11 protein-coding genes are annotated in these 13686 nt (G+C 69.1%); 6 read left to right on the plus strand and 5 right to left on the minus strand.

The features are described from left to right. The first annotated feature begins 34 nt into the window (after nt 1-34). From KZC51_RS07665 to KZC51_RS07685, 5 genes are all read left to right on the plus strand, one after another. Nucleotides 35-1555 (plus strand): DNA-3-methyladenine glycosylase 2 family protein, encoded by a 1521-nt coding sequence (locus KZC51_RS07665; protein ID WP_247629405.1) that lies wholly within the window; start codon nt 35-37, stop codon nt 1553-1555. Beyond that, entirely contained in the window at nt 1552-2049 is a 498-nt protein-coding gene (locus KZC51_RS07670; RefSeq protein WP_247629406.1) for a methylated-DNA--[protein]-cysteine S-methyltransferase, read from the plus strand. Before KZC51_RS07665 ends, KZC51_RS07670 begins: the two co-directional genes overlap by 4 nt. A 25-nt stretch (nt 2050-2074) precedes the next feature. Continuing rightward, on the plus strand, nt 2075-2230 hold the full coding sequence (locus KZC51_RS07675; RefSeq protein ID WP_247629407.1) for a hypothetical protein: 156 nt from the start codon (nt 2075-2077) through the stop codon (nt 2228-2230). A 114-nt stretch (nt 2231-2344) separates the two neighbouring features. Continuing rightward, entirely contained in the window at nt 2345-4219 is a 1875-nt protein-coding gene (locus KZC51_RS07680) for an ABC transporter ATP-binding protein (RefSeq protein ID WP_247629408.1), read from the plus strand. Beyond that, nucleotides 4216-6030, plus strand: coding sequence for an ABC transporter ATP-binding protein (locus tag KZC51_RS07685; RefSeq protein ID WP_247629409.1), 1815 nt, complete (start codon nt 4216-4218; stop codon nt 6028-6030). Before KZC51_RS07680 ends, KZC51_RS07685 begins: the two co-directional genes overlap by 4 nt. A 100-nt stretch (nt 6031-6130) precedes the next feature. Here KZC51_RS07685 and KZC51_RS07690 read toward each other — a convergent pair whose 3' ends face one another. After that, nucleotides 6131-6982, minus strand: coding sequence for an endonuclease domain-containing protein (locus tag KZC51_RS07690; RefSeq protein ID WP_247629410.1), 852 nt, complete (start codon nt 6980-6982; stop codon nt 6131-6133). Nucleotides 6983-7284: 302 nt separating this feature from the next. Here KZC51_RS07690 and KZC51_RS07695 point away from each other — a divergent pair, with 302 nt between their 5' ends. Further along, nucleotides 7285-8103, plus strand: a complete 819-nt coding sequence (locus KZC51_RS07695) for a hypothetical protein (RefSeq protein WP_247629411.1) — start codon at nt 7285-7287, stop codon at nt 8101-8103. Between the two features lie 6 nt (nt 8104-8109). Here KZC51_RS07695 and KZC51_RS07700 read toward each other — a convergent pair whose 3' ends face one another. From KZC51_RS07700 to KZC51_RS07715, 4 genes are read right to left on the minus strand one after another with little or no spacing between them, the layout of a single operon-like run. Then, nucleotides 8110-9549, minus strand: coding sequence for a GH1 family beta-glucosidase (locus tag KZC51_RS07700; protein ID WP_247629412.1), 1440 nt, complete (start codon nt 9547-9549; stop codon nt 8110-8112). Then, the gene (yicI, locus tag KZC51_RS07705) at nt 9546-11780 is read right to left on the minus strand and encodes an alpha-xylosidase (RefSeq protein WP_247629413.1); all 2235 of its coding nucleotides are present in this window, start codon (nt 11778-11780) and stop codon (nt 9546-9548) included. Before yicI ends, KZC51_RS07700 begins: the two co-directional genes overlap by 4 nt. Further along, nucleotides 11780-12667 (minus strand): carbohydrate ABC transporter permease, encoded by an 888-nt coding sequence (locus tag KZC51_RS07710; RefSeq protein ID WP_247629414.1) that lies wholly within the window; start codon nt 12665-12667, stop codon nt 11780-11782. Before KZC51_RS07710 ends, yicI begins: the two co-directional genes overlap by 1 nt. Further along, nucleotides 12667-13629, minus strand: coding sequence for a carbohydrate ABC transporter permease (locus KZC51_RS07715; RefSeq protein WP_247629415.1), 963 nt, complete (start codon nt 13627-13629; stop codon nt 12667-12669). Before KZC51_RS07715 ends, KZC51_RS07710 begins: the two co-directional genes overlap by 1 nt. Between the last annotated feature and the right edge of the window lie 57 nt (nt 13630-13686).

Here is a 13686-nt window from a genome sequence, read left to right on the forward strand (position 1 = left end):
AGTGCGTGTCGGGGGTGCGTGACAGAGTGGGGGCATGAGCCTTCCCCTGACCGACTTCGACGAGCGGTACCGTGCCATCAGCGCGCGCGACACCCGCTTCGACGGGCAGTTCGTGACGGCCGTGAGCTCGACCGGCATCTACTGCCGTCCGAGCTGCCCCGCCCGCACCCCGAAGCCGCAGAACGTGACGTTCTATCCGACCAGCGCGGCCGCCCACGAAGCGGGCTACCGCGCGTGCAAGCGCTGCCTTCCCGAGGCGGCGCCCGGGTCTCCGGCATGGGATGTCCGCGGCGATACGGCGGCGCGCGCCATGCGCCTGATCGCCTCCGGGGTCGTGGAGCGCGAGGGGGTGCCCGGCCTGGCCGCGCGTCTCGGATACTCGAGCAGGCACCTCACCCGGCTCCTCACGACCGAGCTCGGCGCCGGGCCGCTGGCGCTCGCGCGTGCACATCGGGCGCACACCGCGCGGATGCTGCTGGTCGGCACCGACATGCCCGTCTCCGACGTCGCCTTCTCGGCGGGCTTCTCCAGCATCCGCCAGTGCAATGACACGATCCGCGAGGTGTTCGGCCTCACCCCTGGGGAGCTGCGCTCGCGACGGCGCCTGCCGGCGTCCGCCGCACCTGGCGCCATCGACCTCGTGCTGCCCTACCGCGGCCCGCTCGACGCGAGCGGGATCTTCGCCTGGATGGCGGCGCGCGCGGTCGCGGGGGTGGAGGAGGCGGGAGAGAGCTCGTTCTCCCGACACCTGCGCATGGACGGAGGTCCAGCGTGGTTCGAGGTGCGTCAGGATGAGTCGGGGCGACTGCGGCTGCGCGCTCGTGTCGCTCGTCTGGGTGATCTCGCGCCCCTCGTCTCGACCGTGCGGCGGATCTTCGACCTCGACGCCGATCCGCTCGCGATCGACGAGGCGCTCTCCGCGCACGCCGAGCTGGCGCCGCTGGTGGCCCGCACCCCGGGCATCCGGGTGCCCGGTTCGGCCGACCCGCACGAGATGCTCATCCGCGCGATGATCGGGCAGCAGATCACGGTGGTCGCCGCACGCACCGCGCTCACGGCGCTCACCGAGGCGCTGGGAGAGCGCACCGAGAACGGACTGCTGTTCCCCACCATGACGGCGATCGCCGAGCACGGCGCCGAGGTGCTGCGCGGCCCTGCCGCCCGCATCCGCGCCATCACCGGCGCCGCCGCCGCGCTCGCCGACGGGTCGCTCGCACTCACCGTGGGAGACGACGGCCCCACGCAGCGCGCGGCACTGCTCGCGATGCCGGGAATCGGGCCGTGGACGGCCGACTACGTGCGCATGCGCGTGCTCGGCGACCCCGACGTGCTGCTCCCCGGCGACGTGGCGCTGCGTTCCGGTGCCGCGGCCTCGGGGCTTCCCGGCGAGCCGCGCCCGCTCACGGCGTGGGCCGAGCGCACGGCTCCCTGGCGCAGCTACCTCAGCGCGCACCTCTGGCGCGCGGCCCCCGTACGGCAACCGGCGGCCCGGCGGACCGCATCCGCCCGCCCGTCGATCCGCGTCGAAGACACGACCTCCAAGGAGACATCATGACCGCGATCATCCAGACCATCGACACCCCCGACGGTGCCTTCACGATCCTCGCCGACGACCGCCAGCGTGTGCTCTCGTCCGGGTGGACCACCGAGGTCGAGGCCATCCTCGGTCGCCTGTCCGCCGCCGCCAGGCCCGCGCAGGTCCGCGAAGGCGAGACGGATGCCGCTCACGCCGCACTGGCCTACTACGCCGGCGACCTCTCCGCGATCGATGCCGTGGCCGTGAAGCAGTCCGGCACGGTGCTGCAGCTCACCGGCTGGTCGCAGCTCCGCGCCATCGCGCCGGGGGAGCCGCTGACCTACACGGACTTCGCGGCACGGCTGGACAACCCGCGGGCGGTGCGCGCGGCGGCATCCATCTGCGCCCGCAATGCACCGGCACTGTTCGTCCCCTGCCACCGGGTGCTGCGCACGGACGGCACGCTCGGTGGCTTCGCCTGGGGCATCGACGTCAAGGAGAGCCTGCTGGCGCGCGAGTCGATCGGGCGCTGAACCGAGGAGTCGCTTCGACGCGGGAATGACTCTTGCGCTCAGCTGGTTCACAGCAATAGGCTGGTGGGCTGTCGCGCCGACCGGACGACATCGCCGAGCCCCTGAGGAGGACACCATGACCACGATCTTCGTCACGCAGATCGCAGCTCTCGGCTCGACCCCGGTGCGTCCGCTCCGTTAGAGCCGCATCGCGCCCGAACAGGGCCAGTCGTCTCGGATGCCGGGCTTCCAGAGTCCGCTCTCGCATCCGCCGCTCCTTCCTGAACCGCTCTTCGCTCCAAACTCTCTGAGAGACATGTCTTCCTCGCCTTCTTCGCAGACCACCGCGTCTTCCCTGTCCACTCCCGCTGCGCTGTGGCGGTTGAAACCCTTCGTCAAGCCCGTCATCTGGCGGCTCGCCGGTGGTGCCGCCAGCGCCCTCATCGCGGCCGTCATCGCCCTCATGATCCCGATCGTGCTCGAGCAGATCATCAGCGGACCCGTCCGCGACGGCGAGATCAGCGCGATCGTCTGGGGAGCTCTCGCGGTCTTCGCGCTCGCTCTCGGCGAGGCGCTCATGGTCTGGCTGCGACGCCAGTTCGTGCTGAACCCGGCCACCGAGGTCGAGTACAAAATGCGCACCGAGCTCTACTCGCGTCTGCAGACCCTGCCGGTGTCGTTCCACGACCGCTGGGGCTCCGGCCAGCTGCTCAGCCGCATGATGCAGGACATCGGTCTGATCCGCCGCTGGCTCGCGTTCGGGCTCGTGCTGCTCGTGGTCAACATCCTCACGATCATCATCGGCTCTGTGCTGCTGTTCCGCTGGCACTGGCTGCTCGGCACGATCTTCCTCGTCACGGCGATCCCGCTGTGGATCCGGGGTTACCTGTTCGAGAAGCGCTACGGCGCGCTCACCCGGCGCAGCCAGGACCAGGCCGGTGACCTCGCCACCAGCGTGGAGGAGAGCGTGCACGGCATCCGCGTGCTGAAGGCGTTCGGGCGCGGTACGCACGCGCTCAGCCGCTTCAGCCGCCAGGCGGAGACCCTGCGCGAGACGGAGATGAGCAAGGCCCGCGCGATCGCGTCGATCTGGTTCTGGCTCGACCTCATGCCGCAGATCGCGTTCGGTCTCAGCCTGATGTCGGGCATCTGGCTGATCTCGCAGGGGCAGATCGGCGAGGCCCAGCTGTTCGCGTTCTTCGCGATGGCCGTGGTGCTGCGCTGGCCCATCGAGTCGATCGGCTTCCTGTTCTCATTCATGCTCGACGCCCGCACGGCCACCGACCGTGTGTTCGACATCTTCTCCGAGACCAACACCATCACCGACCCGGAGAACCCCGTGCACATCCCCAGCCCGCGCGGAGAGCTCGCTTTCGAGAACGCGCACTTCCGCTACCAGGACGCCGGTGCGCACGAGCGCGATCTGCTCGACGGCATCGACCTGGTGCTGCGCCCCGGCGAGACCATGGCGCTGGTGGGACTCACCGGCAGCGGCAAGACGACGCTCACGACCCTCCCCACGCGTCTGTACGACGTGACCGGCGGCAGGGTCACGCTCGACGGCGTCGACGTGCGCGACCTCCCGCTGTCGGAGCTCCGACAGCACATCGCCATGGCCTTCGAGGACGCCACGCTGTTCTCGGCGACCGTCCGAGAGAACGTGCTGCTCGGACGCGCGGAGCTCGACGTGCACAGCGAAGAGGGCGAGCGGGTGCTGCGTGAAGCGCTGCAGGTCGCGCAGGCCGGATTCGTGGACTCGCTGCCCGACGGTGTGGAGACCGTGATCGGTGAGGAGGGACTCAGCCTCTCGGGTGGTCAGCGTCAGCGACTCGCCCTCGCCCGCGCGGTGGCGGCGAACCCGAAGGTCCTGGTGCTGGACGACCCGCTGTCGGCGCTCGACGTCGACACCGAGGCGCTCGTGGAGGAGGCGCTGCGCCACGTGCTCGCCGAGACCACGGCCCTGATCGTGGCGCACCGGCCGTCGACCGTCGCGCTCGCCGACCGCGTGGCCCTGCTCGAGGCAGGACGCGTCACCGCGGTCGGCACCCACTCCGAGCTGCTGAAGACGAGTCGCCACTACCGGCACGTCATCTCCAGCCTGGAGGCCGAGGAAGCCGCACGCACCGGGGCGATCCCGGTGATCCGCGATGAACAGGTCGAGATCGACGACGAGAAGGAGGTGCAGCGATGAGCTCCGCCATCACAGGAACCCAGGACGAGGACCGCTCGCGGTACACCCGCGAGGAGAGCGCGGCGATCCGTCGTCGGTCGCTCCGGCTGCTCGGATCCCTGGTCGGCCCGCTGAAGCTGCGGATCGTCCTCGCCGCCGCCGTGCTCGTCGTCTCGACCGCACTGCAGGTCGCCGGTCCGATCCTCATCAGCATCGGCCTCGACCGTGCGCTGCCTGCGGCGATCGACCGGGCCGACTGGATGCCGACGTTCATGATCGGCGGCATCTACCTGCTGGCCGGCGCTCTGGCCGCCGTGTTGATCGCCTGGTACGTCATCATCGCCGCCAAGCTCACCCAGGCGGTGCTGCTCGATCTGCGCAAGCGGATCTTCCTGCACACCCAGCGCCTGAGCCTGGAGTTCCACGAGTCGTACACGTCCGGCCGCATCATCTCGCGGCAGACCAGCGACCTGGACTCGATCAAGGAGCTCCTCGACGGCGGTCTGAACGAACTCGTCTCCGGCGTGCTCTTCGGACTCTTCACCTTCATCGCACTGTGCTTCTGGGACTGGCAGTCCGGCCTGATCCTCGCGATCGGCGGGGTGCCGCTGTTCTACCTCATGCGTTGGTTCTACTCGCGCTCGCAGCTCGTGTACCGCGAGTCCCGTGTGATCAGCGCCAAGGTGATCGTGCAGTTCGTGGAGACCATGACCGGTATCCGCGCGGTGAAGGCCTTCCGCAAGGAGCCGCGCAACGACGTGGCGTTCCAGGAGGTCGCGGGAGACTACCGCGACGTCAACCGTCGCTCGATGCTCCTGTTCGGCACGTTCGAGCCCGGACTCATGGGAGTGGCCGCACTCGTGCTCGGCATCGTCGTGCTGTGGGGCGGCATCCGCGTCTCCGAGGGGGCGCTCACGGTCGGTGTGCTGCTGTCGGCCGTGCTGTACGTGCGCAACTTCTTCGCTCCCATGCAGGAGATCGCGATGTTCCTGAACTCCTACCAGTCCGCCACGGCGGCGCTGGAGAAGGTGTCGGGCGTGCTCGAGGAGGTGCCGACGGTTCCGGACCCCGAGAAGCCGGTCGACCTGTGGGAGTCGCGCGGACACATCGAGTTCGATGAGGTGACCTTCGGCTACAACGGCGAGAAGACGATCCTCCCGAACTTCTCGCTCGACATCCCGGCGGGACAGACGATCGCGCTGGTGGGCACGACGGGTGCGGGCAAGTCCACTCTGGCCAAGCTCATCTCCCGCTTCTACGACCCCTCGCAGGGGCGTGTGACGCTCGACGGCATCGACCTGCGTTCGCTGCACCCGAAGGATCTACGCCGCGCCATCGTCATGGTGACGCAGGAGGCCTATCTGTTCAGCGGCACGGTGGCCGACAACATCGCGCTCGGCAAGCCCGATGCGACGCTGGATGAGATCAGGGCGGCGGCCCGCGCGGTCGGCGCCGACGAGTTCATCTCGTCGCTGCCCGACGGCTACGGCACCGACGTGAACAAGCGCGGTGGCCGGGTGTCGGCGGGTCAGCGTCAGTTGATCTCCTTCGCCAGGGCATTCCTCGCCGACCCGGCGGTGCTGATCCTCGACGAGGCCACGGCCTCGCTCGACATCCCGTCCGAGCGGCTGATCCAGGATGCCCTGCAGACGCTGCTGAAGGACCGCACCGCGATCATCATCGCGCACCGTCTGTCGACGGTCGCGATCGCCGACCGGGTGCTGGTGATGGAGCACGGCGAGATCATCGAGGACGACACCCCCGCCGCGCTGATCGGCGGCACCGGCAAGTTCGCGCAGCTGCACGCGGCCTGGCAGGAGACCCTGGTCTAGGTTCGCCGCGCAGGTTCCGCGGCCTTTGTGAAGTTCGGCGGCCACATCGTGCGGATGTGGCCGCCGAACGTGCATCCGGCCGCAGAAGTGTCGACGCCGGTCACCGCGTGCGCGTCGCCGGAGGGAGGTGCAGCCCGCGTGCGATGGCCGCAGCGACCGTGCGCTCGACGCCTGCCCAGTCGTGCAGGATCTGCGCGTAGGTGAATCGGATCACGGTGTATCCGCGCAACCGGAGTTCGGCGTCGTGCGCGACATCCCGGCCGCGGTCGGCAGAGCGAGAGTGATGGGCGAAGCCGTCGAGCTGGATCACCAGGTGGCTCCCGAGCACGACATCCACATCATGTCCGGCGAGGCGCACCTGCTGGCGGATCGGGATGCCCCAGCCGCTCAGACGTACGACGAAGACGGTCTCCAGGCCCGAATCCGACCTTCCGCGGACGGCATGGGCGAGTTCGCGTGACGCGCGATCGCGCCAGCGCACCGCCCGCAGTGATGCGACGTCGAGGGACTCCCGCCTCATCGCCGATTCCCAGATCGTCATCGCGTCCTCGAAAACGAAGCATCGCGCGACGTGAGCCAGCGCATCCTCGATGGATGCCACCAGGGCTCTGGGCCCGGCATCGACCAGAGGCTCGGACCAGTGCAGCACCGCGTCGCCGGCGTGGCGATGCGCGTTCGTCCCGACGTGCAGATGGGTTCCGGCGGGCGCATCCTCGGGAATCCACCATTCCCTTCGCCGGGCGAGCGAGACGCACGTGACCCTGGCGGATGCGGCGGCGGCCGCGCGGAGATCCTGTGGCGCAGCCGCTGTGACGATCCATTTCGCACGGATGCGCTCCACCTCACTCTCGCGTATCGCCGCTCTGATCCGGGACGGCGGATACCCATGCTCGCGCGCATCCTCACGGTGCGCGATGCCGCCTCGAGTCGTCATCCAGGTCTTCAGGTCCATCCCGACAGGATCGAGTCCTGCGGCTCGCTCCGATGACGGTCTGCGCGGTGTCTGTGCACAGGTGTGCGCGGGATGCCGATGTGCAGAGCCACTGGGCGCCGGTGGGGCCGAGCTCGCGGCGGCCGGAATGACGGAGGGATGCAGGTTCTGCGGCCAGAGGCCGCAGAACCTGCATGAGGCCGCAGAACCTGCATGAGGCCGCAGAACCTGCATGAGGCCGCAGAACCTGCATGAGGCCGCAGAACCTGCGCGGGGCCCTTCGGGGCAGTCTGCGACCGGGGGGCACTGGGTAGCATCGAAGCATGGACCCGTTGATGCTCGTCGCCGAGTGGTGGTGGATCGCGCCGGTCGCGGCCGGCGGGGTCACGGCGGGGGTGATCGGCGTCCGTCACCGCTCCCGCTCAAGCGGCCGACGTCTCGCGGTCGACGCAGCTCGTCATGATCTGAAGATCGCGCAGACGGCGATCGTCGAGAAGAAGGCCGCCGTCAAGGTCGCCAGGGCCGACGTGGCGCAGGTGTCCGCCGAGCGCGCGGCCCGCCGGGCGACGCCGGAGCAGGTCGCCAGCGCCAAGCGGATGCTGCGCGACGCCGAGCGCGATGTGAAGGCGGCAGCAGCAGACATCAGAGCCCGCCAGGCGCGACTGCAGGCGGCGCGGGCGGCCATCCCGGCGGCGTCCGCCCCTCGACCGCTCGACCGGCTGCGATCCGAGCACGACGCGATCGTGGTGCAGTGGATGCAGTACGAGACCGACCCGTCGCGCCAGATCGCCTACCCCGCCATGACCGATGTGAAGCAGCCCACGACGGCCGCGTACCTGCGCGCGGCAGGGCGTGCGACCGATCTGCGTCGCGAGGCGGGCGATCGGCCGACGCCGGCGGAGTTCGCGGCTTACCGCGACGGTGTGGCGCAGCTCGCGCGGGCGTTCGAGATCGCCGAGCACGCCGCCCGCGTCGCGGCGGGGGAGCGGCCCGCAGCGCCCGCATGGCACGACGCGGCGCAGGACGCGATCAGCCGTTCCGCCGAGGCCATCGACCGGGCCGCCGAAGCCGCAGCGACAGCCTTCACCGCGTGGACGGCGCGGGGACGCAAGCCCCCGCGCCCCCCGCGCGACGACACCTGAGCTGCGCTATGCGCCCACTGTCCGGGTGCGCACCAGCTCCCGGTACCAGTGACCCGAGTCCTTGATCGTGCGCTCGAGCGAGTCGAAGTCGACGCGCACGATGCCGAAGCGCTTGGCGTAGCCGTAGCCCCACTCGAAGTTGTCCAGCAGCGACCACACGAAGTAGCCGCGCAGGTCGACGCCGCGCTCGAGTGCACGGTGCGCGGCCGTGAAGTGACGCCGCAGGTAGTCCGTGCGCAGGGGGTCGGGCACGGAGCCGTCGTCGGCGACCTCGTCATCGAACGCGGCGCCGTTCTCGGTGACCATGAGCGGCTGCGCGGGGAACTGCTCCGACAGTGACACCAACAGCTCCTCCAGGCCCTCCGGCGCGATGTTCCAACCCATCGCCGTGTACGGCCCCGGCTGTTCGACGAACTCCACGATCCGGTCGCTGCCCGGCCAGGCGGTGCCGCCGGTGGTGCCCTTGTGCCCGTCGTTCTGCTGCTGCTCAGAGACGCCGTCCCACAGCCGCACGGTCGCGGTGGAGTAGTAGTTCACGCCCAGCACGTCGATCGGCTGGTTGATCGTGGCGAGATCGCCGTCTGCCACGAAGCTCCAGTCGGTGACCTCCGCAGTATCAGCAAGGAGATCGGCCGGGTATTCCCCGCGCAGCATCGGACCGGTGAACGCGCGGTTGGCAAGAGCGTCGATGCGGCGAACGGCCTCGGACGAGCCCTCCCCCTGCCCTCGGAGCACGTGGAAGTTCAAGGTCACCGAGTAGTCGGGGTCGCCGGTCGAGGTCGCCCGCAGCGCCTGCACCGCGCGCCCGTGGGCGAGGTTCAGATGGTGCACGGCGGAGAGCGCGGCTGCCGGCTCGTGCCGCCCGGGGGCGTGACCGCCCTGACCGTAGCCGAGGTAGGCGGAGCACCAGGGCTCGTTGAGCGTGGTCCAGGTATGCACGCGATCGCCCAGCGCGGTGCCCATGATCTCGGCGTAGCGCTCGAAGGCGTCGGTGGTGGCACGAGCCGTCCAGCCGCCGGCATCCTCCAGGTACTGGGGGAGGTCCCAGTGATACAGCGTCGCCACAGGGCGGATGCCGCGTGCGAGCAGTCCGTCGACCAGGCGCGAGTAGAAGTCGATCCCCGCCTGGTTGACGTCGCCTGCGGCGGTGGGGACGATGCGCGGCCACGCGATCGAGAAGCGGTACGCCTGCAGACCGAGGTCCGCCATCAGGTCGAGGTCCTCGTCGACGCGGTGGTAGTGGTCGCACGCCACGTCGCCCGTGTCGCCGTTCCAGACCTTGCCCGGGGTCCTGCTGAACGTGTCCCAGATCGAGGGCGTACGGCCGTCCTCGGCCGCGGCGCCCTCGATCTGGTACGAGGCGGTCGCGGAACCGAACGTGAAGCCCTCGGGGAACACGAGTCCGGATCCGCGGTAGTCGTCGCGCGGTGTGAGCGGCGTGGTCATTCGGTGATCTCCTCGAGGTCGACGGTGTAGGTCTCGGCGCGGCCAGAGGGATCGGTCACGGTCACCGAGGCGGTGCCGGTGCCGCCCGCGAAGACACGCAGCTGCAGTCCGTCATGGTAGTCGTACTCCGGGCCGTCCACACGGGAACCCCAGGGCAGCACGGTGCCGGGGCGCACGTACAGCGGCAGGGAGTCGAAGCCGTGCCTCTCCCGTCGCCACGTGCCGCCGGTCACGCGCTCGCCGGTCAACAGCGTCGTCCACTCCCCGGCCGGCAGGTAGAACTCGACCTCGCCGTCGGCCGAGAACACCGGAGCGACGAGCAGGCTCGAGCCCAGCATGTACTGCCGATCCAGATAGCCGGCGGCAGGGTCGTCGGGGAACTCGAGCGCCATCGGCCGCATCAACGGCACACCCGTGCGTGCGGCATCCAGCCCGTGCTGGTACAGGTACGGCATCAGCCGCATCTTCAGGTGCGTGAAGCGGCGGGTGACCTCCACGGCCTCATCGTCGAACGCCCACGGCACCCGGTAGGAGCTCGAGCCGTGGAACCGGGAATGCGAGCCGAGCAGACCGAACGCGGTCCAGCGCTTGAAGACGCCGGCATCAGGGGTCCCCTCGAAGCCGCCGATGTCGTGGCTCCAGAACGCGAAGCCGCTCAGGGCGAGCGAGAGCCCGCCGCGCAGGGTCTCCGCCATCGACGTGTAGGTCGAGGTGGAGTCGCCGCCCCAGTGCACCGGCATGCTCTGTCCTCCGGCCGTCGCCGACCGCGCGAACAGCACGGCGTCGCCTTCACCCCGCGCATCCGTGAGCACCTCGAACACCGCGCGGTTGTAGAGGTCGGTATAGCGGTTGTGCATGCGCTCGGGGTCCGCGCCATCCGTCCAGACGACATCGGTGGGGATGCGCTCGCCGAAGTCGGTCTTGAAGCAGTCGACGCCCTGGGCGACCAGGCGCCGCAGGTGCCCCTGGTACCACGCGGTCGCGTCGGGGTTCGTGAAGTCGACCAGGCCCATGCCGGCCTGCCACAGGTCCCACTGCCACACCGAGCCGTCGGCGCGCCGCACCAGGAAGCCTTGATCCGCGGCCTCCCGGAACAGCGGGGAGCGCTGTGCGATGTACGGGTTGATCCAGACGCAGACGCGCAGGTCCTTCTCATGCAGGCGCGACAGCATCCCGTCGGGATCGGGGAAGACCCGCGGATCCCACTCGAAGTCGCACCAGTTGAACTCGCGCATCCAGAAGCAGTCGAAGTGGAACACCGACACCGGCAGCTCACGTGCCGCCATCTCGTCGATGAAGGAGTTCACGGTCTGCTCGTCGTAGTCGGTGGTGAAGCTCGTCGACAGCCACAGGCCGTAGGACCAGGCGGGCACGATCGGCGGTCGACCGGTGAGCGCGGTGTAGCGCCCGAGCACGTCCTTGGGCGTGGGGCCCGCGATCACGAAGTACTCCAGCTGTTCGCCCGACACCGAGAACTGCACGCGCTCGACCGCCTCGGAACCGATCTCGTAGGAGACATGCCCCGGGTCATTGACCAGCACGCCGTAACCGCGGTTGGACAGGTGGAAAGGCACGTTCTTGTACGCCTGCTCGGAGGAGGTACCGCCGTCGGCGTTCCATACCTCCACCGACTGTCCGTTCTTGACGAGGGGGCCGAAGCGCTCGCCGAGTCCGTAGATCAGCTCGCCGACGCCCAGGTCGAGCTGCTCGTGCACGAAGGTGGTGGCCACGGGCGTTCCCCCGCCCTGTCGGGCATTGCTGACGATGCCGGGGTCGACCTGCGCATCCGCGGTCAGCTGCACGTAGCCCTGGGCCTTGCTGCCGCTGCCGGTGACCCGTCGCCCGTCGACCTCGTAGGAGAGGTCCCACGGAGCGCCGGGGGAGACCTTGGCCACGAGGCTTCCGGCATCGAGCACTCCGCCGGCTGCCGAGACGGAGACGCCTGCCGCACCGGCACGGGCGCCGGGAAGCGTGAACCCGCCGTGCCAGCGCCCACCGGTGTGATGCGCGATGCGTACACGGATGACGCCCTCGGCGGGCGACGACAGCGTGGTCGTCAGCACCGGCCGGTTGAGCACGTCTCCGCGCTTGCCGATCGCCATGGTGGGGGCGGTGATGACGATGCCCGGGCCGTCGGGGGTGTCTGCGGTCTCGGCGATGTCGTAGGCCTCTTGCGCGTACAGCGCCGTGACGCCGGGGCGCAGCTGCCAGAACCCGTCGGTGAACTTCATTACTTGACTGCTCCTGCCGTGATGCCACGCGTCAGCGTGCGCTGGAAGATGAGGAAGAAGATGAGCGTGGGAATGATGCCCAGCAGTGCCGAGGCGCTCGTCGTGGTGACGTCCATGAGCCGGTCGCCCTGCAGCACGCTGATCGCGACCGGAACCGTCTGGTTGGCGTTCGAGGCGAGGAAGGTCAGCGGGATCAGGAACTCGTTCCACGTCCAGATGAAGAAGAAGATGAGCAGCACCGACAGGGTCGGACGACTGATCGGGAAGACCACGCGCCACAGGATCTGCCAGCGCGTCGCCCCGTCGAGCGATGCCGCTTCGAGGATCTCCTTGGGGAAGGTGCCGTAGACCGAGGAGAGCAGGTATGTGCCGAAGGCCGCCTGGATCACCGTGAACACGATGATCACCGCCCACACGTTGTCGTAGAGCCCGACGGATTTGAACATGTAGTACAGCGGGTAGAGCAGCGCTTCCTGCGGGAGCAGGTTCGCGAGCAGGAAGAGCAGCACGATCCACGAGCGGCCGCGGACACGACCGATGCCGATCGCGAAGGCGTTGAGCATCGAGATCACGACGGCGAGCACCGCGACGATGCCGGAGATGAAGATCGAGTTCCAGACCTTCTCGGGGAAGTTGACGCGCTCCCAGAACTTGGTGATGCCGCCGAAGTCGAGCGTCTCGGGGAAGGCGAGCGGCCCGGAGGTCGCGTAGTCGACGGGCGACTTGAACGAGTTCACCAGCACGAGGTAGAACGGCGCGATCACCAGCAGGGCGCCCACGATGACGAGCGCCAGGAGCAGCCAGTCCACCGGGCGTTTCTTGGTCATGCCCCCACGGGGGCGGCTCTTGCCCGGCTTTCCGGTCACGATGGCAGTCGTGGCGTGCATCACAGGCCCGCCCTTTCCTTGCGTTCGAGGGAGTTCTGCACGCGGATGAAGATGATCGACACGATGACCACGACGATCGTGAGCACGGTGGCGATGGTGGCGCCGTAGCCGACGTTCCGCTTGGTGAAGAACTCCTGGTAGGCGTAGTAGGCGGGCACCAGGGTTGCGCCGGCGGGTCCGCCGCGGGTGATGATGTAGACCGGTCCGAAGACCTTGAGCGCCGCGATCGTGCAGGTCAGGGTGACCACGAAGATCTCCGGACGGATGATGCTCATCGTGATGGCGGTGAAGCGCTGCAGCCAGTTGGCGCCGTCGAGCTCGGCCGCCTCGTAGAGCTCGGGGTCGACGCGCTGGAGCGCCGCCATGAACACGACGACCGGATAGCCCAGCTGCACCCAGACCATGACGAGCATCAGCACGATCAGGGCCGACGGCATCTGCCCCAGCCAGTCAAAGGCCGGGACGCCGAACGCGCCGAGGATCTGGTTGAGGGCGCCATCGCCGCCCGGGCGTACGATCCAGCCGATCACGATGCCGGCGACGGCGATCGGCAGGATCTGCGGGAGGTAGTAGGTCGCCCGCAGGAAGGCGCCGACCTTGCCGCCGAACTTGCGTCCGACGACGTCGAACAGGAGCGCGGCGACGATCAGCCCGACGATCGTCGGCACGACCACCATCGCGAGGATCATCCATACGGAGTTCGTGAACGATGTCCAGAAGTCGCTGTCGGTCAGGATCTTCTGCCAGTTCCCGAGGCCGATGAACTCGGGGGTGCGCACGCCCTTCCACTTCGTGAAGGTGAGGTACACGTTCCAGAGGAGCGGCACGATGACGATGACCAGCAGCAGCACGAAGCCGGGGAGCAGGTAGAGCCAGTAGCCGCCTGTCCCTCCGCTGCGCTGCGGGATCGACGGTTCTTCCGGGGGGAGCGCCGTACGGCGCTCACGGGTGGCGAGAGACATGTTCAACTCCAGGAGGATGCGGGGGCGGCGCCGTCAGGGCCGCCCCCGCGGATATGG

Source organism: Microbacterium croceum (assembly GCF_023091245.1).
GTDB lineage: Bacteria > Actinomycetota > Actinomycetes > Actinomycetales > Microbacteriaceae > Microbacterium > Microbacterium croceum.

Bases quoted from the DNA above. Each gene is read 5' to 3' on its own strand.
- KZC51_RS07670 (WP_247629406.1), top strand. From the start codon at position 1,552: ATGACCGCGATCATCCAGACCATCGACACCCCCGACGGTGCCTTCACG.
- yicI (WP_247629413.1), bottom strand. From the start codon at position 11,780: ATGAAGTTCACCGACGGGTTCTGGCAGCTGCGCCCCGGCGTCACGGCG.
- KZC51_RS07700 (WP_247629412.1), bottom strand. From the start codon at position 9,549: ATGACCACGCCGCTCACACCGCGCGACGACTACCGCGGATCCGGACTC.
- KZC51_RS07685 (WP_247629409.1), top strand. From the start codon at position 4,216: ATGAGCTCCGCCATCACAGGAACCCAGGACGAGGACCGCTCGCGGTAC.
- KZC51_RS07710 (WP_247629414.1), bottom strand. From the start codon at position 12,667: ATGCACGCCACGACTGCCATCGTGACCGGAAAGCCGGGCAAGAGCCGC.
- KZC51_RS07695 (WP_247629411.1), top strand. From the start codon at position 7,285: ATGGACCCGTTGATGCTCGTCGCCGAGTGGTGGTGGATCGCGCCGGTC.
- KZC51_RS07675 (WP_247629407.1), top strand. From the start codon at position 2,075: ATGACTCTTGCGCTCAGCTGGTTCACAGCAATAGGCTGGTGGGCTGTC.
- KZC51_RS07665 (WP_247629405.1), top strand. From the start codon at position 35: ATGAGCCTTCCCCTGACCGACTTCGACGAGCGGTACCGTGCCATCAGC.
- KZC51_RS07680 (WP_247629408.1), top strand. From the start codon at position 2,345: ATGTCTTCCTCGCCTTCTTCGCAGACCACCGCGTCTTCCCTGTCCACT.
- KZC51_RS07715 (WP_247629415.1), bottom strand. From the start codon at position 13,629: ATGTCTCTCGCCACCCGTGAGCGCCGTACGGCGCTCCCCCCGGAAGAA.
- KZC51_RS07690 (WP_247629410.1), bottom strand. From the start codon at position 6,982: ATGGACCTGAAGACCTGGATGACGACTCGAGGCGGCATCGCGCACCGT.